Consider the following 23,891-nt stretch of genomic DNA (forward strand, 5'->3'; position numbering starts at 1 on the left):
ATCCCTGAATTAATGCCACGGCATAATCGGCACGGCGCTGATGGCGTTTTTCGGCGAGCCTTCCACCACTTTGTCGGAGTAAGCAAGATAGGCCAGAGTGTTGCGCTTCGCATCATAGAAACGCACCACCTGCAGCTTTTTGAACACCAGCGAGGTCCGTTTCTGGAAGACCACGTCGCCCTGCGCTTTGCCGTTTTTAATTTTATCGCTCAGCTCAACCGGGCCAACCTGCTGGCACGAAATGGCGGCGTCTGACGTATCTTCCGCCAGCCCAAGGCCGCCTTTAATCCCGCCCGTTTTCGCGCGGCTGACGTAGCAGGTGACGTTTTTCACGTCCGGATCGTCGAAGGCTTCCACCACAATTTTGTGGTCAGGGCCGAATATTTTAAACACGGTATCGACGGAGCCAATCTGTTCCGCCTGGGCGGCGCGCCCCACCAGCAGCATCAACGCGGTAAAGAGTAAAGTCTTGTATTTCATATTGTTACCATTCTTTAAAATTGCACTGAGCGATTATTCAACACTTTAGACAAAAATGTAGCAAGATCACAGGATTAGAATATATTTGCCCATAATGCGCTGCAAAAAGCATTAATGCGCAAAAAAAACACCGAATGCTAAAACATCAAAAAATGCTATTATCCGCTAACCTGTTATCAGGCACCTGCTGTTTTAAGGATGAGGATAGTATATGGATCAGGCTGGAATTATTCGCGACCTGCTTACCTGGCTGGAAGGTCACCTCGACCAGCCTTTGTCACTGGATAATGTGGCGGCAAAAGCAGGCTATTCCAAGTGGCATCTGCAAAGGATGTTCAAGGATGTCACCGGTCATGCCATCGGTGCCTATATTCGCGCGCGTCGTTTATCAAAATCCGCTGTCGCACTGCGCCTGACCGCGCGCCCGATCCTGGATATTGCCCTGCAGTATCGTTTCGATTCACAGCAGACCTTCACCCGCGCCTTTAAAAAACAGTTCTCGCTGACGCCAGCGCTCTATCGCCGCTCGCCTGACTGGAGTTCGTTTGGCATGCGTCCACCGCTGCGCCTGGGCGAGTTCGCTATGCCAAAATACGAAATGGTCACCCTGCCGGAAACCCATCTGATTGGTACGACGCAGAGCTACTCCTGCTCTCTGGAGCAAATTTCCGAGTTCCGTCACCAAATGCGCGTCCAGTTCTGGCGTGATTTCCTCAGCCATGCTCCGGCTATCCCGCCGATGTTATACGGCCTGAACGAAACGCACCCAAGCCACGAAAAAGACGACGAGCAGGAGGTGTTCTACACCACGGCGCTCACGCCTGAACTGGCAAATGGCTACATTCAGGGCTCTAAACCGGTCGTGCTGGAAGGTGGCGATTACGTCATGTTCGCGTATGAAGGGCTGGGAACGGGCGTTCAGGAGTTTATCCTGACCGTTTACGGAACCTGCATGCCAATGCTGAATCTGAATCGCCGTAAAGGTCAGGATATCGAGCGTTACTATCCGGCAAGCGATGCAAAACCGGAAGAAGGCCCCATCAACCTGCGCATGGAATACCTCATTCCGGTACGTCGTTAACGCTGAAGTTCGTCCAGCGCAGGGGCATCAAGATGCGAAATGTCCCCTGCCATCTCCACCACCCACCCCGACGCCAGCCACTGGCTTTCCTGATAGTCGATACGGGAAATGGAGCAGTTGCGCAGGCGCAGACGGCGCTCGGCGTAAGCCGGTAGGCCGAGAATGGTGCTCACCAGGCAGCCCAGCGCGATACCGTGGCTCACCAGCAGCGGACGGCTACCCGCCGGAAGCTTCAGGCACTCTGCCAGCGCGGCATGCATACGCACGCTCAGCTCCTGCATGGATTCACCTTCCGGAATTCGGCCATCTTCGGTGCCGTTCACCAGCGTACGGCGCCAGCCCTCTTCCGTTTCCGTCAGCGTATCGATGTGGCGTTTTTCCAGCACCCCCATATCCAGCTCGCGAATGCGCGGCTCAAGGATAACGTCGCAGCCGCAGGCATCCGCGATGATACGCGCAGTCTGCTGGGTACGACCTAAATCGCTGGAGATGACGTGCGTGATGCCCAGCGTTCTGGCGCGCTCTGCCACCTGCCACGCTTGCTGCACGCCCTTTTCCGTGAGAGGGCTGTCTGACTGGCCTTGAATACGTCGCTCGGCGTTCCACTGCGTTTCACCGTGGCGAACAAGGTATACCTGTAACATGCTTTTTTTCCGTTATACTGCGATGAGTTTTTTTGAATCGAGCTTAATTATGCACCATGTTGTCTCTGCTACCACTAATCCTGCCAAAATTCAGGCAATTCTAAGGGCATTTGAAGAGATCTTCGGCGAAGGATCCTGCCACATTGACGCCGTCGGCGTCGAGAGTGGCGTACCTGAACAGCCGTTCGGAAGCGAGGAAACGCGCGCTGGCGCACGGAATCGCGTGGTGAATGCCAAAGAAGCCGCGCCAGACGCTGACTTCTGGGTTGCCATTGAGGCCGGCATCGACGAAGGCGCAACCTTTAGCTGGGTGGTGATTGAAAGCCGCCAGCAGCGCGGTGAAGCCCGCTCGGCGACCCTGCCGCTGCCGGAGATCATTCTGGAAAAAGTACGCGAAGGTGAAGCCCTTGGGCCGGTGATGTCACAGTACACCGGCATTGACGAGATTGGCCGCAAAGAAGGGGCGATTGGCGTCTTTACCGCGGGCAAGCTGACGCGCTCAAGCGTTTACCACCAGGCGGTGATCCTGGCGTTAAGCCCGTTCCATAACGCGATTTATCGATAAGCCATCGTCATCCGGCGTTTTTCAACAACACCGCTTCAAGCCACTGGCGCAGCTCTACCGGCGCCGACTTCAGGCTGTTCGATCCGCGGGTAATGGTCGCGATGCCCGCGCCGAGCTCGTTCTTCAGCTCGCGCTGGCTCATCTCGCCGCGCAGCAGCTCTTCAATAATCCGCACGCGCGTGCCCAGCGCTTCGCGCTCGTCGGGCGTCAGCATCAGCTGCAGCAGCGGTAAATGCAGATCCTTGTCATAAGACTGGCGGAGCAACTCCACAAAACGAAGCCACTCCTGATTGCGTTGTTCGGCCATCGCCGAGGAATACGGGGAATGCTGGGTCATGTTATGCTGCCTCTTGTACTCATTAGCGAGTACAGCATAACACAACCCGCGCCGATCAGTAACGTCTCTGCCACTCGGCATCGCTCATCAGGGCGTCATTCTGCCCCATGAAGTAGCGATAGTAGGCATCATACGCCAGCACGTTTTTCACGTATCCGCGCGTTTCCGAGAACGGAATGCTCTCGACAAACGCCACGGCATCGATGCGCCCTGCGCTGTTACCCAGCCAGGTTCGCACGCGTCCCGGACCCGCGTTATACGCCGCCGAAGAGAAGATGCGGTTATTGCCGAACTGCTGATACACATACTGGAGATAGCTGGTACCAATGTTAATGTTGGTATCCGGATCCAGCAGCTGTGACGGGCTGCTGTAGCCTGGAATATTAAACATCTTCACCGTGTGCGTCGCCGTGCCCGGCATGATCTGCATCAGGCCGCTGGCTCCCACCGGGGAGCGCACCTTCGGGTTCCAGGCGCTCTCCTGGCGGGCAATTGCCATCGCGTAGCTTTTCGGAATGTCTTTGCCGCTGGTGTAGCGGTCAAAGAGATCTTTATACGCCAGCGGGAAGCGCTCCTCGAGATGATCCCACAGCTTGCCGGCGATCGTCGCCTGCACGCTCAGATCCCACCAGCGGTTATCAAACGCATAGCGCGCCAGCTGGGCTTTCTCGTCCGTCGTGCGGCTGGTGACCAGGTTGGCCCATTCGCTGCGCGCGGTGTTGTCGAGGTTCCAGTACATCAGCTCGCGCACGCGCGCCATCTCCGGCCCCTGCGTCAGCGACGGGCTGGCGTTGGCGGGCGCTTTGTCGATCTTCAGGGTGTACTCTTCCCCAAGACGCTGGGCTGCCACCATCGGGTAGAACCCGCGCTGCTGCATTAATGCGTGGAGGATCTCTTTGGCTTCATCATCACGACCGCGCTCCAGCAGCAGATCGGCCTGCCAGTAGCGCCATTCGTCTTTCTCTTTGGCATCCATCGGCAGACGCGCCAGCCAGGTATTCAGCCCATGACGATCGCCCGTGCCCAGCGCCATGCGCACGCGGCGCTCCACCAGAGAGGTAGAGTTTGAGCGCATGATGGCATCGTCACGCCAGCGGGCCTGCTCATCGGTCACATCGTTACCCATCAGCCGCCATGCAACGATGTCACGCAGCTCCTGGGTTTGCTCTTCTGTAAGCTGCTGCGCCTGCACCAGCTGCGGGATCATCAGCCGCGCGTTTTCCACGTCGTCACGCGCCACGCTGGTAAAAGCGACCGCCGCCATCTGGCGGGTAAAGTCCGTGGCTCCCGTCGTACGGGCAAAGGTCAGCACGCTGTTCGGATCGTTTGCCAGCCCGATAACCGCCGTAGAAATGGTCTGGTACTCCGGCGGCATCTGCCCCGCCAGCGCGGTGACCAGGCGGGTATTTCCGGCCTTCATCGCCAGGCGAATGCGTTCAAGATACGCCAGCGGATCCTGCTTGCCGGACGCGCGCCATGCGCCAAAGAGGGAGTCACAGGCGTTAGGCTGGCTCTTGCCCGTCAGCCACAGATCTTTGGCACCGACCCAGGCCTCTTCCTGCTGTCCGGTCGCCCATTTGGCGTAGTAGTAGTTACACTGCGCTTCCGTAGTGCCCGGTTTTTCCGGGCTAAACGCCAGCAGCCCGCGCCAGTCTTCGCGACGCGCCAGTTCGTTCACAAAGCGCGACTGCAGGTTGCGTGCGGGCGGGAGCGTTGGGTTCGCCTGAATAAAGTTATTCACGGTCACGGTAGGCTGGTTCATCAGATCGTCGGTGATCTGGCGATACTCGAGATACGGGTACAGCGGATAGTCTTTCAGCGTCGGCATCAGCGCCTGCACGGTATCCATCTGCTTATTGTCCCACGCCTGCTTGATTTGGGCATAGCGGTTACGTTGTTCATCCAGTGAATCGGCATGCACCGCCTGGCTTACCGCCATTACGCATACGCTGGCAGCCAGCAGACGCCAGACCACCTGTTTGGCTCTTTCCACAAGCTCTTCCTCTTTGTTTTTTCATTATTTGCAGCGTCTTGCCACGTCAAAGTCTACTTAACTTATGCTAACCAGGCATCCTGCAACGCGCCACGTCATGGACACTTTTTTACCTTTCCTGCGCGTTTTAACACTCCCGACGTTCCTGGCTGGGATTAGGGCGTGAAAAAGGCTACACTTCGAGGCTGAATTCCATACTCATCATGATAAAAGAGGCGAAGTCCAACGTGGCTCAATTCGTTTATACCATGCATCGTGTCGGCAAAGTGGTTCCGCCGAAACGTCATATTCTTAAAAATATCTCGCTGAGCTTCTTCCCGGGCGCAAAAATCGGCGTTCTGGGTCTCAACGGTGCCGGTAAGTCCACCCTGCTGCGCATCATGGCCGGCATCGATACAGACATCGAAGGTGAAGCCCGTCCGCAGCCCGGCATCAAGATTGGTTACCTGCCGCAGGAACCTCAGCTGAATCCGGAACACACCGTGCGCGAATCCGTTGAAGAGGCGGTTTCCGAGGTGGTTAACGCGCTGAAAGGTCTGGATGAAGTGTATGCCAAATACGCCGAACCGGATGCGGACTTCGACAAGCTGGCCGCTCAGCAGGGCAAGTTTGAAGAGATCATCCAGGCGCACGACGGTCACAACCTGAACGTGCAGCTGGAGCGCGCGGCGGATGCCCTGCGTCTGCCAGACTGGGATGCCAAAGTTGAGAAGCTCTCCGGGGGTGAACGTCGCCGCGTCGCGCTGTGCCGCCTGCTGCTGGAAAAACCAGACATGCTGCTGCTCGACGAACCAACGAACCACCTGGATGCAGAATCTGTCGCCTGGCTGGAACGCTTCCTGCACGACTTCGAAGGCACCGTTGTGGCGATTACCCACGACCGTTACTTCCTCGACAACGTTGCGGGCTGGATCCTGGAGCTGGACCGCGGCGAAGGTATTCCGTGGGAAGGCAACTACTCCTCCTGGCTGGAGCAGAAAGATCAGCGTCTGGCGCAGGAAGCTTCTCAGGAAGCGGCGCGCCGCAAGTCTATTGAGAAAGAGCTGGAGTGGGTGCGTCAGGGCGCGAAGGGCCGTCAGTCTAAGGGCAAAGCCCGTCTGGCACGCTTTGAAGAGCTGAACAACACCGAATACCAGAAACGTAACGAAACCAACGAACTGTTTATTCCGCCTGGAGCACGTCTGGGGGATAAAGTGGTTGAAGTCAGCAACCTGCGCAAGTCTTACGGCGACCGCCTGCTGATCGACGACCTGAGCTTCTCCGTACCGAAAGGGGCTATCGTCGGGATCATCGGTCCGAACGGCGCGGGTAAATCCACCCTGTTCCGCATGATGTCCGGTCAGGAACAGCCTGACAGCGGCTCTATCACCCTGGGTGAGACCGTGAAGCTGGCGTCCGTCGATCAGTTCCGTGACGCAATGGACAACAGCAAAACCGTGTGGGAAGAAGTGTCCGGCGGTCTGGATATTATGCGTATCGGCAACACCGAGATGCCAAGCCGCGCCTACGTTGGCCGCTTTAACTTCAAAGGCACCGACCAGGGCAAACGCGTGGGCGAGCTGTCCGGCGGCGAGCGCGGTCGTCTGCACCTGGCGAAGCTGCTGCAGGTGGGCGGTAACGTTCTGCTGCTCGATGAACCAACAAACGACCTGGATATTGAAACCCTGCGCGCGCTGGAAAACGCCCTGCTGGAGTTCCCGGGCTGTGCGATGGTTATCTCGCACGACCGCTGGTTCCTTGACCGTATCGCGACCCACATCCTGGACTACCAGGACGAAGGTAAAGTGGAGTTCTTCGAAGGTAACTTCACCGAATACGAAGAGTACAAGAAACGCACGCTGGGCGCCGACGCGCTGGAGCCGAAGCGTATTAAGTACAAGCGTATCGCGAAATAAACGCAAAACGGCAACTTCGGTTGCCGTTTTTTATGTTTGTACTCTCTCCCCGTGGGTGAGGGCATCAGGCCGCGCTGTTTGTAGGCCGGGTAAGGCGAAGCCGCCACCCGGCTTTTTTATTTACCCACGTAATACCGCTTCACCTCATCAAACTGCATCGCAAACTCGATATAGCTCATCAGCGCGGGTGAATTCAGCTTGCGGCTTGGATACGCCAGCCAAAGGTCGTTGCCTTCAACGTTCCACTCCGACAGCACCTTTACCAGCGCGCCCTTTTCGATCTTATCTTCCAGCAGGAAAGCGGGCAGCAGCGTGATTCCCGCCCCGGCGATCGCACACTCTCGTGCGTACACCAGGTTATCCGTCATGTGGGCGTTATCCGGCAGGTAGCGGTAATCCTCGTTCTCGCTGCGTAACAGCCACTCAGACCACGCTCTGTGCGTAATGCTGCGGTGCTCAACCAGCTGACGGGGATGGATTAACGGCTCCCGACGCGCCAGATAGGCGGGCGAGGCCAGCATGTAGCGCGGGCAGTGCCCTATCATGCGGCCAATCAGGGAGGAGTCCTGCGGCTTGCCGGTGCGCAGCGCCACGTCAAAGCCGGACTCGACCAGATCCACCACATCGTCAGAAATCGACACATCGAGCGAAACGTCAGGATAGCGAAGCTGAAACTCGGCGTTCAGATGCGCCAGCAGCGTTGCGCCAATCCCCGCCGGACAGGTGATCCGCAGCCGTCCGCTGGGGTTTTCACGCAGTCGCTGGATGGCGTACTCCGCCCGCTCGCTGGCGGCCAGCATCTCCCGGCAGTGCACCAGATAGTGTTCGCCCGCAAACGTCAGGTTCAGCCTGCGCGTGGTGCGGTTAAGCAGGCGGATCCCCACCTGCTGCTCCAGCTGGCTGATGCGCTGGCTGACGCTGGATTTCGGCAATTCAGCCTTTTGCGCTGCGGCGGTAAAGCTGCCCATCTCCGCGACCAGCGCGAACAGCGCCATATCCTGAAGCTGCTTAAACATGATTGTTCATCCTGTACGAACACTGCGTTCTTGATTGTCCATCTTATCACGCAACTGTCCACTTAATAGACTAGCCTCAACAAAACGCATTCCATTGAGGAGCACACCATGTCTGTTAAAGCCATTGCCGTTAACCCAGCGAACCCATCAGCTTTTATCGAAATCACCCAACCGATGCCGCAGCCCGGCGAGCACGATCTGCTGGTCGAGGTCAAAGCCGTTTCCATAAATCCTGTCGATACCAAAGTCCATGCAGGTATCGCTAAAAATGGCCTGAAAGATCCGCGCATTCTCGGGTGGGATGCCAGCGGGATCGTCAAAGCCGTTGGGGCTGGCGTCACCGGGTTCAAACCGGGGGATGAAGTGTGGTACGCAGGCGACATCACCCGTTCGGGCAGTAACGCCACCTACCAGCTGATAGATGCGCGCATCGTCGGGCATAAACCGGCAAGCCTTGGCTGGGCCGCCGCCGCCGCGCTGCCGCTGACCGCCCTCACCGCCTGGGAAGGATTGTTCGAACGGCTGAATATTCAGGATGCCGGATCGGACAAAACGCTGCTGATCGTCGGCGGCGCAGGCGGCGTGGGATCGCTGGCGATCCCGTTTGCGAAGCACAACAGTAAGGTCACCGTCATCGCAACGGCCTCGCGGGAAGATTCCGCCCAGTGGTGTCGCGCTCGCGGTGCGGATCGGGTGGTGAACTACCGGGATCTGAAAGGCGAGCTGGCAAAACAGGGTATTACCTTTGTGGATTACATCTTCATCCTCAACGATACCGACGGGCACTGGGATGCCGTTAGCGAGCTTATTGCGCCACAGGGGCACATCTGTTCCATCGTTGAGAATGAACATCCGCTGAATCAGGATAAGCTGAAATCCAAATCCGCCGCGCTGCACTGGGAATTTATGTACACCCGCAGCATGTACCAGACGGCGGATATGGCGCGTCAGGGGGAGATCTTAGACGAGGTTGCGAAGCTGGTGGATAACGGCGTGGTCGAAAGCTCGCTCAGCGAAACGCTGCACGGGCTGAGCGTGGAAAGCATTACCGAGGCGCACCGCAAGGTGCTGGAGGGACATATGCGCGGTAAAGTGGTGGTTGAGTATTGAGTGGTTTGTTCCCCTCTCCCCGGCCCTCTCCCAAAGGGAGAGGGAGGCTAAAGTTCCCTCTCCCCTGTGGGGAGAGGGTTAGGGTGAGGGGTAAGTTTTTTACCCCTGCTCCCCCATCATCTCCTTCACCAGCTCGACGCAGCGCAGGAAACGGGAGTCGTAGTCAGACTCCTCTACGTGGACGAACTCAACGTTATTCTCGTTCAGCATCTCCACCAGCATGGACTGGAACTCTTTTCTGTTGACGGAGCTGCCGAGGCTGCGCATGCCGTCGGCCACCCACGGGGTATTGTTTTCCAGCAGGATCACCAGGTCGAAGCGGTACTCGTCAATCAGCGCCTGCACGAACGGGTGCTCGCGCCCCTCGTACTTTTTACAGAACGCCTGCGTGGTGACGAAATCGGTGTCGATGAAGGCCACCTTGTTGGCATATTTCACGGCAAAATCAATGTACTGCGCATGGCCGAGCGCGATTTTATCGTAATCGGAATACTGCAGCGCCATCTCATCGCCGCCCAGGTGAGATAAGACGTAATCACGTCCGTATTCCCACGCGCTGGTGGTGTTGAAGATGTTCGCCAGCTTGTTGACCAGCGTGGATTTGCCGCTCGATTCCCCGCCCAGAATGGCCACCGTACGCACAAAGAACGGCTTTACTTCGGTCGGAATGTAATCCCAGTAGCGGGAGGGATTCTCGCGGATCTGCGCCCCGCTGATGTTCATGAACGTTCGCTTCGGATCGATCAGCACCGTCTCGATGCCCAGATGTTCGCGGAACTGCGGCGCGTCGGACTCTTCAGAGGTGTAGATCCAGTTCGGGGCGATACCTTTCTCTTCCATAAACGCTTTGACGCCGTTGCTCCACACGTCCCAACCGTGCGGATACGGCTCCATGCCCTCTTCGTTGAAGGCATGAATACGGATGTTTTTCTGGTACTTAAACGTCTGAAGCAGCCAGCGCAGGCGGTCAGAGACCGTCGGCTGCTGCGACATGGCGCTGTCTTCAAACAGCTGGCGGTCGCGCGTTTCGTCGTAGCCCATAATGATATGCAGCTCGTCCACCTGGCTACAGGCGCGCTGGATCAGATAGATATGCCCGGTATGCAGCGGATAAAACTTGCCGAACACCACGCCAATGCTCTTTGAAATACGCGGAAATTCCAGCCCCAGAAAGCGGTGCAGCGCTTCCAGCTTCTGCGCGCTGGGGCTTTTGATTTTGGCGTTCAGCAGCTGGCTCAGGTAGCCTTTCGTCATGCCGCTGGCGTCCGCCACCTGCTGCAGCGTGCAGCCCTTCTGGCGAATTGCGGTCTTAAGATAGTCAAATGATGACATAAATTACGGTGCCTCCTGCAAAATCGAATACGTAATTATAAGTCGTCAAAGACATTTAACGCATCTGCGAGTTTTTTCACGCCGAAGACCTTCATCCCTTCCGGGATCTTTTTCGGCACGTTAGCGGCTGGGACAATGGCACGACGGAAGCCGTGTTTCGCCGCCTCGGAGATACGCTCCTGGCCGCTCGGCACCGGACGGATCTCCCCGGCCAGCCCTACTTCGCCAAAGACCACCAGATCCTGCGGCAGCGGCCTGTCGCGAAGGCTGGAGACCATCGCCAGCAGCAGCGCCAGGTCAGCACTGGTTTCAGATACTTTCACGCCGCCCACCACGTTGACGAATACGTCCTGATCCGCCATCTGCAGGCCGCCATGACGGTGCAGCACCGCCAGCAGGATCGCCAGGCGGTTCTGCTCCAGGCCCACCGCCACGCGCCGCGGGTTGCCCATCATCGAGACGTCCACCAGCGCCTGGATCTCGACCAGCAGCGGACGTGTTCCTTCCCACAGCACCATCACCGAGCTGCCGGAGGTGACTTCATCACCACGGCTCAGGAAGATGGCCGACGGGTTGCTGACTTCGCGCAGCCCCTGCTCGGTCATGGCGAAGACGCCTAACTCGTTTACGGCACCAAAGCGGTTCTTATGGCTGCGCAAGGTGCGGAAGCGGGAATCCGCATCGCCGTCGAGCATCACGGAGCAGTCGATACAGTGTTCGAGAACTTTCGGCCCGGCCAGCGAGCCGTCTTTAGTCACGTGGCCGACCATCACTATCGCCACGCCGCGCGTTTTGGCAAAGCGCGTCAGGTAGGCCGCGGTTTCACGCACCTGCGCGACGCTGCCCGGCGAGGACTGTATGTCCGCCATGTGCATGACCTGGATGGAGTCGATCACCATCAGCTTCGGCTGCTCTTCTTCAGCAATCATGCAGATCTGCTCGATGCTGGTTTCAGAGAGCATGTTCAGATTGCCGGTCGGCAGGCCAAGACGGTGCGCGCGCATCGCCACCTGCTGCAGTGACTCTTCCCCCGTGACGTACAGGGTTTTCATCTGTTCAGCGAGCTTGCACAGCGTTTGCAGCAGCAGGGTCGATTTACCCGCGCCCGGGTTACCGCCGATCAGAATGGCGCTGCCCGGCACCACCCCGCCGCCGAGGACGCGATCGAACTCTTTGAAGCCGGTGGAGAAGCGCGGCAGCTCTTCAAGGCTGATGTCCGAGAGCTTTTGCACTTTCGACACGCCGGCGTTGCCCGCGTAGCCGCTCAGGCGCTCGTTGCGGGCCACGCTCGGCGAAGCCGCCACACCGCGCACTTCGGTGATGGTGTTCCAGGCATGACAGGCGCTGCATTGCCCCTGCCAGCGCGGATAATCCGCACCACATTCATTACAGACAAATGCGCGTTTTGGAGCTTTCGCCACGGTTTACCTCGTTATTTCTGAGCGGCCTACAATAGCAGACCGCTATTTCTGATTAATACTGCCGGAGAGAATGCAGAATACCCCCATCAGGTCGGCATGACGGATGGTGACTTCCGTCTTTTCATTTACTTTTGGCTTGGCATGGTAGGCAATGCCAAGACCGGCGACCTTGATCATCGGCAGATCGTTGGCGCCGTCGCCGATGGCCACGGTCTGCGCGACCGGAATGTCATATTTTTCCGCCAGGCGGGTCAGCGTGCTGGCTTTGTACTGCGCATCCACAATGTCGCCAATAACGTGACCGGTAAGTTTGCCGTCCATGATCTCCAGCTCGTTCGCCACCACGGTGGTCAAACGCAGCTTGTCACGGAGATAATCGGCAAAGAAGGTGAACCCGCCGGAGGCAATCGCCACTTTCCAGCCCAGCGTCTCCAGCTTTAGCACCAGCTGGGTTAGCCCCGGCATCAGCGGCAGCTCGTCGCGCACCTGACGCAAAATGGTCGCGTCGGCCCCTTTCAGGGTTGCCACGCGCTGTCTCAGGCTGGCGGTAAAGTCCAGCTCGCCGCGCATCGCGCGCTCGGTCACATCCGCCACCAGCTCGCCGCTGCCCGCCAGCTTCGCAAGCTCGTCAATACACTCGATCTGGATCGCCGTTGAGTCCATGTCCATCACCAGCAGGCCCGGCGTTTTCAGGTGTGGGATTTTGCCGAGCGGAGCAACGTCCAGCCCGGCGTCGTGCGCCAGACGCGTCGCGCGCTGCGTCAGGGAACCCGCCAGGCGAATGACCTGATAATCCTCTACGCACCAGGCCGCCACAATGACCATCGCCGCACCCAGTTTGCTTTGGTACTGGGTCAGGCGTTGCTTGTCCAGGCCGCGTCCGTACAGCAGCCAGCCGCTACGGCCAGCGTGGTAATCCAGAGGCATCACCTCATCGCCACTTAGAGAGAGCGGCAATCCTGGCCATAAAGAGACATCCGTTGGCAGGTCGCACCAGGTAATGTTCGGCATTGAAGCTCCTGTAAATTCGTTCGCGCCGGAAGGTTCCAGAGGGAAAATAACGCATGAGGCTACCCTGTAACCATCACTTCTGGCAACATTAAGCCGTAAATTTTCAGCAGGTGGAATATGGCTCGCGCAAAACTGAAATTCCGGCTTCATCGCGCCGTGATTGTCCTTTCCTGTCTCGCACTATTGGTCGCGCTGATGCAGGGGGCATCCTGGTTTAGCCAGAATCATCAACGACAACGTAACCCACAGTTTGAAGAGCTGGCCCGTACGCTGGCGCGTCAGGTGACGCTCAACGTCGCCCCGTCCATGCGTAACGAAACGCCGGATGACAAGCGGATAGCTCAGGTGTTACGCCTGTTAACGGAAAACAGCCGTATTCTGGATGCCGGGGTCTATGACGAACAAGGCGACCTGATAGCGCGCGCGGGAGAGCACGTCGACGTGCGCGACAGGCTGGCGCTGGACGGCAAAAAAGCCGGCGGCTACTTCAACCAGCAGATCGTCGAACCTATTCAGGGCAAGAATGGCCCGCTGGGGTATTTGCGTCTTACGCTTGATACCCACACCCTGCCAACCGAAGCCAAGCAGGTCGATAACACTACCAATATTCTGCGCCTGATGCTGCTGCTCTCCCTGGCAATAGGCGTGGTGCTGGCACGAACCCTGCTGCAGGGCAAACGTACCCGCTGGCAGCAGTCACCGTTCCTGCTCACCGCCAGCAAATCGGTGCCTGAAGACGAAGAGAGCGAGAAGAAAGAATAGTGATAAAGTAGGCGTATGAATCGGTAAAGGAACGCTGCCATGTCGTCATTACGCCTGCTTATCTCTGACTCTTACGATCCCTGGTTTAACCTCGCGGTGGAGGAGTGCATCTTCCGCCAGATGCCCGCCACCCAGCGCGTGCTTTTTCTCTGGCGCAACGCCGACACGGTCGTTATTGGCCGCGCGCAAAACCCGTGGAAAGAGTGTAACACCCGGCGCATGGAAGAGGACAACGTCCGTCTCGCGCGCCGCAGCAGCGGCGGCGGCGCGGTATTCCACGATCTGGGCAATACCTGCTTTACCTTTATGGCGGGCAAGCCGGAGTACGACAAAACCATCTCTACCTCGATTGTGCTCAACGCGCTGAATTCGCTCGGCGTCACGGCGGAAGCCTCAGGCCGTAATGACCTGGTGGTGAAAACGCCTGACGGTGACCGGAAAGTGTCGGGCTCAGCCTATCGCGAAACGATGGATCGCGGTTTCCACCACGGCACGCTGCTGCTGAATGCCGACCTGAGCCGTCTGGCGAACTACCTCAACCCGGACAAGAAAAAGCTGCAGGCCAAGGGGATCACCTCCGTGCGCGGCCGCGTGGCGAATCTGGTGGAGCTGCTGCCGGGCATTACGCACGAGCAAATCTGCCACGCCGTGCGCGAGGCGTTCTTTGCTCACTATGGCGAGCGCGTCGAAGCGGAAGTCATCTCCCCGGATAAAACCCCGGACCTGCCCAACTTCGCGGAAACCTTCGCCCGCCAGAGCAGCTGGGAGTGGAACTTTGGCCAGGCGCCTGCCTTCTCGCACCTGCTGGACGAACGCTTCACCTGGGGCGGCGTGGAGCTGCATTTTGACGTGGAGAAAGGCCATATCACCCGCACGCAGGTGTTTACCGATAGCCTGAACCCGGCACCGCTAGAGGCGCTGGCGGCTCGTTTACAAGGCTGTTTGTACCGGGCGGATATGCTGCAGCAGGAGTGCGACGCGTTGATCGGCGATTTCCCTGAGCAGGAAAAAGAGCTGCGGGAGCTGTCGGCGTGGATTGCACAGGCCGTGCGCTAGTAAAAAAGCCCGCTGGCGCTGCGCTTAGCGGGCCTACAAAACCGTAGGCCGGGTCAGGCGAAGCCGCCACCCGGCACAACAGTTCTTACTCTTTATCGCCCAGCAGAACGGATTCCAGCGCGATTTTGATCATGTCGTTGAAGGTGGTCTGACGCTCGGCAGCGGTGGTCTGCTCGTGGGTACGGATGTGGTCAGACACGGTGCAGATGGTCAGCGCTTTCGCACCAAACTCAGCCGCCACGCCGTAGATACCGGCCGCTTCCATTTCCACGCCCAGAATGCCGTATTTTTCCATCACGTCGAACATTTCGCCGCCGTCCGGCGCATAGAACAGGTCAGCAGAGAAGATGTTGCCCACGCGAGCCTCAACGCCCAGCGCTTTTGCCGCGTCAACCGCGTCGCGCACCATGCCGAAGTCAGCAATTGCCGCGAAGTCATGGTCTTTAAAACGCATGCGGTTCACTTTGGAATCGGTGCAGGCACCCATACCGATAACGATGTCGCGCAGCTTAACGTCCATGCGCACCGCGCCGCAGGAGCCCACGCGGATGATTTTCTTCACGCCGAAATCGGTGATCAGCTCTTTGGTGTAGATAGAGCAGGATGGGATACCCATGCCGTGGCCCATCACGGAGATTTTGCGGCCTTTATAGGTCCCGGTGAAGCCCAGCATGCCGCGAACGTTGTTCACTTCACGTACGTCTTCCAGGAAGGTTTCTGCAATGTGCTTCGCGCGCAGCGGGTCGCCCGGCATCAATACGACGTCAGCGAAATCACCCATTTCTGCATTAATGTGAGGAGTTGCCATCTTCAGTTCCTTTCAAATTGTTTATTCTTTTCACCCTCTCCCTGTGGGAGAGGGCCGGGGTGAGGGCATCAGGCCGCACCCAACACGATTTAGAACATGGCCTTGCCATATTCCATGTCAGACGTACCAAAGTATTTCGCGATGGTCTGGCCGATATCCGCGAAGGTTTCACGGTGACCGAGCGAGCCCGGCTTCACTTTCGGGCCGTACACCAGCACCGGAATGTGCTCACGGGTGTGGTCGGTACCGGTCCAGCTTGGGTCGCAGCCGTGGTCCGCAGTCAGGATCAGAATGTCATCTTCACCCACCAGCTCCATCAGCTCCGGCAGACGGCGGTCAAACAGCTCCAGGCCGGCAGCGTAGCCCGCGATATCGCGGCGGTGGCCCCATGAGGAGTCGAAGTCCACGAAGTTGGTGAAGACGATAGTCTTGTCGCCCGCCTCTTTCATCTCTTTGATGGTGGCGTCGAACAGCGCGTCCAGACCGGTGGCTTTCACTTTTTTAGTGATGCCGCAGTTGGCGTAGATATCCGCGATTTTACCCACGGACACCACGTGGCCGGCTTTCTCTTCAACCAGCTTCTGCAGCACGGTCGGCGCCGGTGGCTCAACGGCCAGGTCGTGACGGTTGCCGGTACGCTGGAAGTTACCGGCTTTGTCGCCGATAAACGGACGCGCGATAACGCGGCCGATGTTGTAGCCGCCTTCGGTCAGCTCTTCACGGGCGATTTCGCACAGCTCGTAGAGTTTATCCAGGCCGTAGGTCTCTTCGTGGCAGGCAATCTGGAACACGGAGTCGGCAGAGGTGTAGAAAATCGGCTTGCCGGTTTTCATGTGCTCTTCGCCCAGCTCGTCCAGAATCACGGTACCGGAAGAGTGGCAGTTACCGAGGTAGCCCGGCAGGTTGGCACGCTTCACCAGCTTATCCAGCAGCTCCTGCGGGAAGCTGTTCTGGTGATCGGAGAAGTAGCCCCAGTCAAACAGAACCGGTACACCGGCGATTTCCCAGTGTCCAGACGGCGTATCTTTACCGGAAGAGAGCTCGTGCGCCCAGGCGTATGCGCCCACCACTTCCGCGTTGCCGTCCATACCGGCTGCGATCTTACCGGTAGAACCTTCATGCGCTTTTACCAGACCGAGGCGGGTCAGGTTTGGCAGGGTCAGAGGACCTTTACGACCGTTGTCCGCTTCGCCTTTGGCGCAGGCTTCCGCGATGTGACCCATGGTATCGGAACCCACGTCACCAAAACGATCTGCATCTTCAGTTGCGCCGATGCCGAATGAGTCCAGCACCATAATAAATGCACGTTTCATAATTGTTCTCCGTACGTAGTGCTTCAAAAAATAGCGATCAGATCAGTATACCGTTATTCAGTGATACGGCGATAGACAGTCGGTGTGGTTTCCGGTGCTTTATCGTCAAGCCTGATTGCCGCTTTTACCGCTTTCGCCGCGTCCTGCCAGCTGGCTTCGTCTTTGGCGTGGATCACCGCCAGCGGACGCTGGCCGTCAATGCTGTCGCCCAGGCGGGCCATATCGGTAAAGCCGACGCTGTAATCAATGGTGTCCGATGCCTGACGACGACCGCCGCCCATCGAAACAACCGCCATGCCGAGCGCGCGCGTGTCCATTGCCGACACAAAGCCTTCGCCGTCCGCATAGACCGCCTTGCTGAGCATCGCGGTTGGCAGGTATTTCGCGTAGTTCTCGACGAAATCGGTCGGGCCTTTCTGGGCTGCAACCATGCGGCCGAAGATCTCTGCCGCTTTGCCGTTATCCAGCACCGCCTGCAGTTTCGCGCGCGCTTCCGCATCGTCTTTGGCCAGCTTGCCGGAGATTAACATCTCAACGCACAGCGCCATGGTGACGTCGAACAGACGCGGGTTGCGGTATTCACCCGTCAGGAACTGGACGGCTTCGCGGACTTCCACGGCGTTACCGGCGCTGGACGCCAGCACCTGGTTCATGTCCGTCAGTAATGCCGTGGTGCGCACGCCCGCGCCGTTGGAGACGCCAACGATCGCTTCGGCCAGCGCAGCAGAAAGTTCATAGGTTGGCATAAAGGCGCCGCTGCCCACTTTCACGTCCATCACCAGGGCGTCCAGACCTTCTGCCAGCTTTTTGGCAAGAATCGACGCGGTGATCAGCGGGATGGAGTCAACGGTCGCGGTAATATCGCGGGTTGCGTAGAAACGCTTGTCTGCCGGAGCGAGAGAGCTGGTCTGGCCGATAATCGCCACGCCAACGTCTTTAATAATGTCGCGGAAGCGGCCGTCATCCGGGAAGATATCGAAGCCCGGAATGGCTTCCAGTTTGTCGAGCGTGCCGCCGGTGTGGCCCAGGCCGCGCCCGGAGATCATTGGAACGTAACCGCCGCAGGCTGCCACCATTGGGCCAAGCATCAGGGAGGTCACGTCACCCACGCCGCCGGTGGAGTGTTTATCCACAATCGGGCCGTTGAGGTTGAGGCTTTTCCAGTCCAGAACGGTTCCTGAATCTCGCATCGCCATGGTCAGCGACACGCGCTCCGGCATCGACATATCGTGGAAGAAGATGGTCATCGCCAGAGCCGCAATCTGCCCTTCGGAGACGGTGTTATCACGAATGCCGTTGATAAAGAAGCGGATCTCTTCGTCGCTTAATGCGTGACCATCACGTTTTTTACGAATAATTTCTTGTGCGAGAAACACGGTAACCTCCATGCGGAATCGGGGGATTTGTGGCGGGTGTCGCTACGCTTACCCGCCCTACGATCCTGTAGGCCGGATAAGCGAAGCGTCATCCGGCATTGTCTGGCAATCAGTAGCTGCTTGCGCTCTTACCGTCGCCGTGGCCCAGCGCTTTCAGCAGGCTTGCCAGCAGGCTGGACGCGCCGAAGCGGTAGTGACGGGAATCGGCCCAGTCGGCGCCGAACAGCTCGTCGGCAATCGCCAGGAACTGCTGCGCGTCTTCAGCGGTACGCACGCCGCCCGCAGGTTTGAAGCCCACGGTTTTGGACACGCCCATGTCGCGGATAACTTCCATCATGATGCGGGCGCTTTCCGGGGTGGCGTTAACCGGCACTTTACCGGTAGAGGTTTTAATGAAATCCGCACCGGCTTTGATGGAGATTTCAGATGCTTTACGAATCAGCTGCTCTTCTTTCAGCTCGCCGGTTTCGATGATCACTTTCAGCAGCACGTTTGCCGCCGCGCACGCGTCTTTACAGGCTTTCACCAGGTCAAAACCGACCTGCTCGTTGCCGGCGATCAGCGCGCGGTACGGGAACACCACGTCAACTTCGTCTGCGCCATAAGCAATCGCCGCGCGGGTTTCCGCCAGCGCAATTTCGATATCGTCGTTGCCGTGCGGGAAGTTAGTTACGGTTGCAATGCGCACGTCCGGCGTGCCCTGCTCGTTCAGCGTTTTACGGGCAATCGGGATAAAGCGCGGGTAGATACAGACGGCGGCGGTGTTACCGACGGGCGTTTTCGCCTGGTGGCACAGGGCGATGACTTTTTCACTGGTGTCGTCATCGTTCAGGGTGGTCAGGTCCATCAGTTTCAACGCGCGCAGGCTGCTTGCAGTTAAATCGGTCATAACATTCTCCAACGGCAGTGCCGTATAAATTTTACCTTGCGGGTCTGTGAGTATTCTAACATTCACCCGCATCCACACTTCGACATTCATCACAGTTAATGAAAACTGCGTACAAATTTGCATTACTGTAATGAGATCAACGTCAAATTTTAGTTCGCGAATTGCTGACTAAAACAGCGATACCCCCTGTCGGATCAAAAGCCCCGACGGGACAACTTCCTACAATCCGCTCATCATCCGCAGAACATTTAAGGAAGCGAACATGCCTCACTCCAGCCTCGACGCGCTGCAACAACGTTGCCAGCAAATTGTGACAAGCCCGGTGTTAACCCCTGAGCAAAAACGTCATTTCCTGGCGCTGGAAGCGGAGAACGACCTGCCTTATCCGGCACTGTCCCCGACAGCCCGTGCCGCGCTGGATCAGGGCTTTATCTGCGACATGTTCGAAGGCCATGCGCCTTATAAACCTCGTTACGTTCTGCCGGATTACGAAAAATTTCTGGCAAAGGGATCAGAATGGCTGGAGCTGGAAGGGGCAAAAGATCTCGATGACGCCCTCTCGCTCTTAACCATTCTCTATCACCATGTTCCGTCCGTCACATCGATGCCCGTGTATCTCGGCCAGCTTGATGCGTTACTGAATCCATATGTTAGAATTCTAACACAGGAAGAGATAGATAGCCGAATAAAACGTTTCTGGCGCTACCTCGACCGCACGCTGCCGGATGCCTTCATGCACGCCAATATCGGCCCGGCGGATACGCCCGTCACGCGCGCCATTCTGCGCGCGGATGCAGAGCTGAAGCAGGTCGCGCCAAATCTAACCTTTATTTACGACCCTGACATCACCCCGGACGACTTGCTGCTTGAGGTGGCTAAAAACATTTGCGAATGCAGCAAGCCGCATATTTCTAACGGCCCAGTGAATGATAAAATTTTCACAAAAGGCCGCTATGGCGTGGTGAGCTGTTACAACTCGCTGCCGCTGGCAGGCGGTGGAAGCACGCTGGTTCGCCTCAACCTGAAGGCAATTGCTGAACACAGTTCTTCTGTTGAAGACTTCTTTACCCGCACGCTCCCACACTACTGCCAGCAGCAGATTGAGATCGTCAACGCACGCTGTGCATTTTTGTATGAGCAGTCAGGCTTCTTTGAGAATAGCTTCCTGGTGAAAGAGGGGCTGATTGATGCCGACCGTTTCGTGCCCATGTTTGGCATGTATGGCCTGGCGGAAGCGGTGAACGCGCTGTGCGATAAAAGCGGAATGGAAGCACGCTACGGCAAGGACGAACGGGCCAACGCGCTGGGCTATCGCATCAGCGAACGGCTCGCGGCGTTTGTGGAAAACACGCCGGTGAAATACGGCTGGAAGCATCGCGCTATGCTGCACGCGCAGTCGGGGATCAGTTCGGATTCAGGCACCACGCCGGGAGCACGACTGCTCTACGGAGACGAGCCGGATCCTATCAGCCATCTGCTGGCCGTCGCCCCGCACCACAAACACTATCACTCCGGGATTAGCGATATTCTGACGCTGGAAGAGACGGTAAAACGCAACCCGCAGGCCGTTGTGCAGCTTTGCCTGGGTGCCTTCAACGCCGGCATGCGTGAATTTACCGCCAACGTGGCGGGTAACGATCTGGTGCGCGTCACAGGCTATATGGTGCGATTATCGGATCTGGAGAAATATCGGGAAGCGGGTTCAAGAACCAACACCACGTGGCTGGGTGAGGAAGCCGCACGAAATACCCGTATTCTGGAACGTCAGCCGCGCGTAATAAGCCATGAACAGCAGATGCGCTTTAGTTAGTCAGGTTATCCCCTTCTCCTGCGTCGACGGGCCGGGCAGCCGCCTGGCGCTGTTCCTGCAGGGGTGCAACCTGCGATGCAAAACCTGCCACAACCCGTGGACGATCGGTCGCTGCAACGACTGCGGCGACTGCGTGCCCCACTGCCCTCATGATGCGCTGACCATTCGGGCCGGGCGCGTCTGGTGGCAGGAGAGTGACTGCCAGCAGTGTGATACCTGTCTTCACCTCTGCCCGCAGCAGGCCACGCCGATGGCGCAACGCTTCAGCGTGGAGGAGATCCTCACGCAGATCCGCAAAGCGGCACCTTTTATTGCAGGCATCACCGTCAGCGGCGGTGAAGCCACCACGCAGCTGCCGTTTGTGATCGCCCTTTTTACGGCGATCAAAGCCGATCCCGCCCTGCGCCATTTAACCTGTCTGGTTGACAGCAACGGACTGCTGGGGGAAACCGGCTGGCAAAAACTCCTGCCGGTACTGGATGGGGCGATGCTCGATCTAAAGGCATGGGGAAATGAGCGTCACCGCTTCCTGACCGGGCGCGAAAACCCGCAGATTAAACAGAGCATCCGCTGGCTGGCGCAGCATCAGCGGCTGACGGAACTGCGGCTGCTGGCGATCCCTGAGCAGTCTGATTATCTGGAACATTTTAAGCCACTGATAGCCTTTATTCGCGGGCTTGGGGATATCCCGGTGCGGATCAACGCGTTTCACGCGCACGGCGTATACGGAGAGGCGGCGTCATGGCGCAGCGCCACGCCGGACGACGTTGAGCCACTGGCGGCAGCGCTGGAAGAAGAGAGGATCAGGGTGATCCGCCCGTCACTTTACTTATAGGGTAATGCCAAATACCGAACGGCTGTTCTCAAGCAGCGCATCGGCAACCACCTCTTCTGGCTCCTGGCGCAGCTCGCACAGCGTGGCAAACACGCGCGCCGCCCGTTCCGGCCGATTGGGCTGCCCCTGAAAACCATTCAGCGGCATATCGGGGGCATCGGTTTCCAGTAATAACGCCGACAGGGGCAGCTGTGCCATCACATCGCGGGTCTTACTGGCGCGCGGGTAGGTAATGGTCCCGCCCACGCCGATCTTATAGCCCAGCTCAATGAAACGCTGCGCCTGCTGCAGGCTGCCGGAAAAACCGTGCACCACGCCCCTGCGCGGCAGATCGATGCGCTTCAGGTGCATCGCCAGCTTGTCGTGCGTGCGGCGGGAGTGGAGGATCGCCGGCAGATCGTGGCGCTTTGCCAGCTTAAGCTGCGCGTCGAGGATCGCCTGCTGGCGTTCAAAATGGGGGTCCTCGCGATAGAGATCGAGGCCGATCTCACCGACTGCAATCAGCTTCCTTTCGCCAGCGCGCAGAAGTGAATCCAGCCGGTCGATATCGTCTTCAGTGTGCCGCTCGATAACGATAGGGTGCAGCCCCAGCGCGGCGTACAGCGCGTTATGCTGTCGGGCAAGCTCCAGCACCCGGGTAAAATTTGCCGCTTCCGTTGACGGGACGATAATCGCCTGCACGCCTGCATCTGCGGCACGGGCGATGCTCGGCCCTTCGTCACCGGTAAACGGTGGAAAATCAAAATGGCAGTGGGTGTCGACAAAACGGTACGTCACGCCAGATCCTCGTTATCTAAGAGTGCGTCGTTGGCCTGCGGAACATCCACCAGCGGCACGGTCAGCGGATCGTTCGCCACAACTGCAGGCGGGGTAATGATGCGCTTGTGCCGGTGAAGCGGCGGCTGTTCCGCCAGCATTTTGCCCACCGTTGCCAGGAAGTAGCGTCCGCACAGCCGCCCCGTTTTGTAATCCATGCGCAGCGCCGGTATGCGGCTGCCCAGCGCCATGCTCACCAGCGGCTTAGGCGGGTAAATTTCGAAAATACGCAGCTTGCCCGGCGGCTTTTCAATAAAACGCTGCATCTCACCGTAGGTCGATTCATGCAGTTTGGCGATATTCACCAGCGGCTGCAGGCTGCTGTCGCCCAGCCACCGCTCCATGCGCTTAAACCACTGCGGGGTGTAGTACGTCTGCGACGGCACGGTGCGGATCACCACGATGGTTTTCGCCCCGCGTCGCGCAGCTTCCTGTACCGGAACGGCGTCGCTGATACCGCCGTCCAGATAGCTGATGCCGTCCAGCAGTGCGCCGGTGCGGTAAAAACCCGGTATAGCGCTGGAGGCGCGGATAATGTCCAGCCAGTTCTCTTTCTGCGGGGAAAAATAGCCCGGCGTGTAGTCATCTCCCCTGCTGGCGCACATCCAGAACTCTTTTCCGTTATCGAACAAACGAGCCGCAGTGTCCATCGCCAGCGGCATCTGGCTGGCAGTTGACTCCAGCAGCCAGTCGAGATCGATCAGGTTTCCACCGCGCACAAAACGCATCGGGTTGAAAAATTCCTTCGACGTGGTGTAGCGCATAATAACTTTGCGGGCATAGCCCGGCTGGTTACAGACGTAGGCGGATAGGTTTTGCGCTCCGGCAGAGGTGCCAAAGAAGAGGTTAAAAGGGTTAAACTGCGCGCGCATAAATTCATCCAGCACGCCGGCCGTGAATATGCCGCGCTGTCCGCCACCTTCACATACCAGTGCAAGCTGGCCTGCACGAAACGGCTTTAACGCCAGCGGCGCAATATTGCCGAGCGTAACGGGAATTCGCTGACCCACCTCTGCATTCCTGTTTTCATTATTGTGTTCTGACACAGTAACGCACTCCCGGCCTGAGACTCAAACACGAAAAAGCCAGTCGCAAGGACTGGCTTTGTTTTGTTGACGGTCTATTGCGTTTTGCTACGGACGGCGTCGGCCCGTAAACAGGCTGACCAGGAACAGGATAATACCAACCACGAAGACAATTTTAGCTGCCCAGGCCGCAGTACCTGCCAGTCCACCAAAGCCCAATGCGGCGGCAATTAACGCGATAACCAGAAATATAATGCCCCAACGAAACATAAGCCTCTCCTTTACCATAGTTAATGTCGGCCGCTAAACGTGAGCG

23 protein-coding genes are annotated in these 23,891 nt (G+C 58.0%); 8 read left to right on the top strand and 15 right to left on the bottom strand.

Going from position 1 to position 23,891, the window contains the following annotated elements; translation table 11 throughout:
- Positions 1–9: 9 nt before the first annotated feature.
- The gene (gene creA / locus D5067_RS19545; protein ID WP_119935615.1) at positions 10–480 is read right to left on the bottom strand and encodes a protein CreA; all 471 of its coding nucleotides are present in this window, start codon (positions 478–480) and stop codon (positions 10–12) included.
- 211 nt (positions 481–691) lie between these two features.
- Here creA and robA point away from each other — a divergent pair, with 211 nt between their 5' ends.
- On the top strand, positions 692–1,561 hold the full coding sequence (gene robA / locus D5067_RS19550) for an MDR efflux pump AcrAB transcriptional activator RobA (protein WP_119935616.1): 870 nt from the start codon (positions 692–694) through the stop codon (positions 1,559–1,561).
- Here the strand turns inward: robA and gpmB are convergent.
- Positions 1,558–2,205, bottom strand: coding sequence for a 2,3-diphosphoglycerate-dependent phosphoglycerate mutase GpmB (gene gpmB, locus D5067_RS19555; RefSeq protein ID WP_119935617.1), 648 nt, complete (start codon positions 2,203–2,205; stop codon positions 1,558–1,560). The genes robA and gpmB overlap by 4 nt on opposite strands.
- Before the next feature lie 49 nt (positions 2,206–2,254).
- Here gpmB and yjjX point away from each other — a divergent pair, with 49 nt between their 5' ends.
- Complete coding sequence (yjjX, locus tag D5067_RS19560) at positions 2,255–2,770, top strand: inosine/xanthosine triphosphatase (RefSeq protein ID WP_119935876.1); 516 nt, start codon at positions 2,255–2,257, stop codon at positions 2,768–2,770.
- 7 nt (positions 2,771–2,777) lie between these two features.
- On the opposite strand, the gene trpR is transcribed toward yjjX, so the two are convergent.
- Together trpR and sltY are read right to left on the bottom strand one after the other, a co-directional pair.
- On the bottom strand, positions 2,778–3,107 hold the full coding sequence (trpR, locus tag D5067_RS19565) for a trp operon repressor (RefSeq protein ID WP_119935618.1): 330 nt from the start codon (positions 3,105–3,107) through the stop codon (positions 2,778–2,780).
- A gap of 55 nt (positions 3,108–3,162) precedes the next feature.
- Positions 3,163–5,100 carry a murein transglycosylase gene (gene sltY, locus D5067_RS19570; RefSeq protein WP_119935619.1) on the bottom strand — a complete coding sequence of 646 codons (1,938 nt, stop codon included), beginning with the start codon at positions 5,098–5,100 and terminating at the stop codon, positions 3,163–3,165.
- 227 nt (positions 5,101–5,327) lie between these two features.
- On the opposite strand from sltY, the gene ettA reads away from it, so the two are divergent.
- On the top strand, positions 5,328–6,995 hold the full coding sequence (gene ettA / locus D5067_RS19575; protein ID WP_119935877.1) for an energy-dependent translational throttle protein EttA: 1,668 nt from the start codon (positions 5,328–5,330) through the stop codon (positions 6,993–6,995).
- 116 nt (positions 6,996–7,111) lie between these two features.
- On the opposite strand, the gene D5067_RS19580 is transcribed toward ettA, so the two are convergent.
- Positions 7,112–8,011, bottom strand: coding sequence for a LysR family transcriptional regulator (locus D5067_RS19580; protein WP_119935620.1), 900 nt, complete (start codon positions 8,009–8,011; stop codon positions 7,112–7,114).
- 108 nt (positions 8,012–8,119) lie between these two features.
- Between D5067_RS19580 and D5067_RS19585 the strand changes: the two genes are divergently transcribed.
- Complete coding sequence (locus D5067_RS19585; RefSeq protein ID WP_119935621.1) at positions 8,120–9,121, top strand: zinc-binding alcohol dehydrogenase family protein; 1,002 nt, start codon at positions 8,120–8,122, stop codon at positions 9,119–9,121.
- 99 nt (positions 9,122–9,220) lie between these two features.
- On the opposite strand, the gene nadR is transcribed toward D5067_RS19585, so the two are convergent.
- The 3 genes from nadR to serB are packed head-to-tail and all read right to left on the bottom strand — an operon-like array spanning position 9,221 to position 12,885.
- Entirely contained in the window at positions 9,221–10,453 is a 1,233-nt protein-coding gene (gene nadR, locus D5067_RS19590) for a multifunctional transcriptional regulator/nicotinamide-nucleotide adenylyltransferase/ribosylnicotinamide kinase NadR (protein ID WP_119935622.1), read from the bottom strand.
- A 35-nt stretch (positions 10,454–10,488) separates the two neighbouring features.
- A complete protein-coding gene (gene radA / locus D5067_RS19595) occupies positions 10,489–11,874 on the bottom strand; it encodes a DNA repair protein RadA (RefSeq protein WP_119935623.1) in 1,386 nt (461 codons plus the stop codon).
- Positions 11,875–11,916: 42 nt separating this feature from the next.
- Positions 11,917–12,885, bottom strand: a complete 969-nt coding sequence (gene serB, locus D5067_RS19600; RefSeq protein ID WP_119935624.1) for a phosphoserine phosphatase — start codon at positions 12,883–12,885, stop codon at positions 11,917–11,919.
- Between the two features lie 117 nt (positions 12,886–13,002).
- On the opposite strand from serB, the gene D5067_RS19605 reads away from it, so the two are divergent.
- Positions 13,003–13,647 (top strand): YtjB family periplasmic protein, encoded by a 645-nt coding sequence (locus tag D5067_RS19605; RefSeq protein ID WP_119935625.1) that lies wholly within the window; start codon positions 13,003–13,005, stop codon positions 13,645–13,647.
- A gap of 39 nt (positions 13,648–13,686) precedes the next feature.
- Entirely contained in the window at positions 13,687–14,703 is a 1,017-nt protein-coding gene (gene lplA, locus D5067_RS19610) for a lipoate--protein ligase (RefSeq protein WP_119935626.1), read from the top strand.
- Between the two features lie 85 nt (positions 14,704–14,788).
- On the opposite strand, the gene deoD is transcribed toward lplA, so the two are convergent.
- From deoD to deoC, 4 genes are all read right to left on the bottom strand, one after another.
- The gene (gene deoD / locus D5067_RS19615) at positions 14,789–15,511 is read right to left on the bottom strand and encodes a purine-nucleoside phosphorylase (protein WP_010427122.1); all 723 of its coding nucleotides are present in this window, start codon (positions 15,509–15,511) and stop codon (positions 14,789–14,791) included.
- 89 nt (positions 15,512–15,600) lie between these two features.
- Complete coding sequence (deoB, locus tag D5067_RS19620) at positions 15,601–16,824, bottom strand: phosphopentomutase (RefSeq protein ID WP_119935627.1); 1,224 nt, start codon at positions 16,822–16,824, stop codon at positions 15,601–15,603.
- A 53-nt stretch (positions 16,825–16,877) separates the two neighbouring features.
- Positions 16,878–18,200: a thymidine phosphorylase gene (gene deoA / locus D5067_RS19625; RefSeq protein WP_119935628.1), complete on the bottom strand. Its 1,323-nt coding sequence runs from the start codon at positions 18,198–18,200 to the stop codon at positions 16,878–16,880.
- A gap of 109 nt (positions 18,201–18,309) precedes the next feature.
- Positions 18,310–19,089 (bottom strand): deoxyribose-phosphate aldolase, encoded by a 780-nt coding sequence (gene deoC / locus D5067_RS19630; RefSeq protein ID WP_210433789.1) that lies wholly within the window; start codon positions 19,087–19,089, stop codon positions 18,310–18,312.
- A 262-nt stretch (positions 19,090–19,351) separates the two neighbouring features.
- Here deoC and D5067_RS19635 point away from each other — a divergent pair, with 262 nt between their 5' ends.
- Positions 19,352–20,899 carry a YjjI family glycine radical enzyme gene (locus D5067_RS19635; RefSeq protein ID WP_119935629.1) on the top strand — a complete coding sequence of 516 codons (1,548 nt, stop codon included), beginning with the start codon at positions 19,352–19,354 and terminating at the stop codon, positions 20,897–20,899.
- Complete coding sequence (locus D5067_RS19640; RefSeq protein ID WP_119935630.1) at positions 20,874–21,734, top strand: YjjW family glycine radical enzyme activase; 861 nt, start codon at positions 20,874–20,876, stop codon at positions 21,732–21,734. Before D5067_RS19635 ends, D5067_RS19640 begins: the two co-directional genes overlap by 26 nt.
- Here D5067_RS19640 and D5067_RS19645 read toward each other — a convergent pair.
- From D5067_RS19645 to D5067_RS19655, 3 genes are all read right to left on the bottom strand, one after another.
- Positions 21,729–22,511 (bottom strand): TatD family hydrolase, encoded by a 783-nt coding sequence (locus D5067_RS19645; protein WP_119935631.1) that lies wholly within the window; start codon positions 22,509–22,511, stop codon positions 21,729–21,731. The two genes, D5067_RS19640 and D5067_RS19645, sit on opposite strands and share 6 nt — an antisense overlap.
- Entirely contained in the window at positions 22,508–23,560 is a 1,053-nt protein-coding gene (locus D5067_RS19650; RefSeq protein ID WP_119935632.1) for a patatin-like phospholipase family protein, read from the bottom strand. The genes D5067_RS19645 and D5067_RS19650 overlap by 4 nt, the downstream gene beginning before the upstream one ends.
- Positions 23,561–23,683: 123 nt before the next feature.
- Positions 23,684–23,845: a DUF1328 domain-containing protein gene (locus D5067_RS19655; protein WP_003856556.1), complete on the bottom strand. Its 162-nt coding sequence runs from the start codon at positions 23,843–23,845 to the stop codon at positions 23,684–23,686.
- Between the last annotated feature and the right edge of the window lie 46 nt (positions 23,846–23,891).

Source organism: Enterobacter huaxiensis (assembly GCF_003594935.2).
In the GTDB taxonomy this organism is placed as follows: domain Bacteria; phylum Pseudomonadota; class Gammaproteobacteria; order Enterobacterales; family Enterobacteriaceae; genus Enterobacter; species Enterobacter huaxiensis.

What these genes read in the sequence shown, in the direction of transcription:
- lplA (WP_119935626.1), top strand. Translation starts at nt 13,687, where the DNA reads ATGTCGTCATTACGCCTGCTTATCTCTGACTCTTACGATCCCTGGTTT.
- gpmB (WP_119935617.1), bottom strand. Translation starts at nt 2,205, where the DNA reads ATGTTACAGGTATACCTTGTTCGCCACGGTGAAACGCAGTGGAACGCC.
- serB (WP_119935624.1), bottom strand. Translation starts at nt 12,885, where the DNA reads ATGCCGAACATTACCTGGTGCGACCTGCCAACGGATGTCTCTTTATGG.
- deoB (WP_119935627.1), bottom strand. Translation starts at nt 16,824, where the DNA reads ATGAAACGTGCATTTATTATGGTGCTGGACTCATTCGGCATCGGCGCA.
- yjjX (WP_119935876.1), top strand. Translation starts at nt 2,255, where the DNA reads ATGCACCATGTTGTCTCTGCTACCACTAATCCTGCCAAAATTCAGGCA.
- D5067_RS19605 (WP_119935625.1), top strand. Translation starts at nt 13,003, where the DNA reads ATGGCTCGCGCAAAACTGAAATTCCGGCTTCATCGCGCCGTGATTGTC.
- robA (WP_119935616.1), top strand. Translation starts at nt 692, where the DNA reads ATGGATCAGGCTGGAATTATTCGCGACCTGCTTACCTGGCTGGAAGGT.
- D5067_RS19655 (WP_003856556.1), bottom strand. Translation starts at nt 23,845, where the DNA reads ATGTTTCGTTGGGGCATTATATTTCTGGTTATCGCGTTAATTGCCGCC.
- D5067_RS19640 (WP_119935630.1), top strand. Translation starts at nt 20,874, where the DNA reads ATGAACAGCAGATGCGCTTTAGTTAGTCAGGTTATCCCCTTCTCCTGC.
- D5067_RS19635 (WP_119935629.1), top strand. Translation starts at nt 19,352, where the DNA reads ATGCCTCACTCCAGCCTCGACGCGCTGCAACAACGTTGCCAGCAAATT.
- D5067_RS19585 (WP_119935621.1), top strand. Translation starts at nt 8,120, where the DNA reads ATGTCTGTTAAAGCCATTGCCGTTAACCCAGCGAACCCATCAGCTTTT.
- D5067_RS19580 (WP_119935620.1), bottom strand. Translation starts at nt 8,011, where the DNA reads ATGTTTAAGCAGCTTCAGGATATGGCGCTGTTCGCGCTGGTCGCGGAG.
- creA (WP_119935615.1), bottom strand. Translation starts at nt 480, where the DNA reads ATGAAATACAAGACTTTACTCTTTACCGCGTTGATGCTGCTGGTGGGG.
- deoD (WP_010427122.1), bottom strand. Translation starts at nt 15,511, where the DNA reads ATGGCAACTCCTCACATTAATGCAGAAATGGGTGATTTCGCTGACGTC.
- deoC (WP_210433789.1), bottom strand. Translation starts at nt 19,089, where the DNA reads ATGACCGATTTAACTGCAAGCAGCCTGCGCGCGTTGAAACTGATGGAC.
- trpR (WP_119935618.1), bottom strand. Translation starts at nt 3,107, where the DNA reads ATGACCCAGCATTCCCCGTATTCCTCGGCGATGGCCGAACAACGCAAT.
- nadR (WP_119935622.1), bottom strand. Translation starts at nt 10,453, where the DNA reads ATGTCATCATTTGACTATCTTAAGACCGCAATTCGCCAGAAGGGCTGC.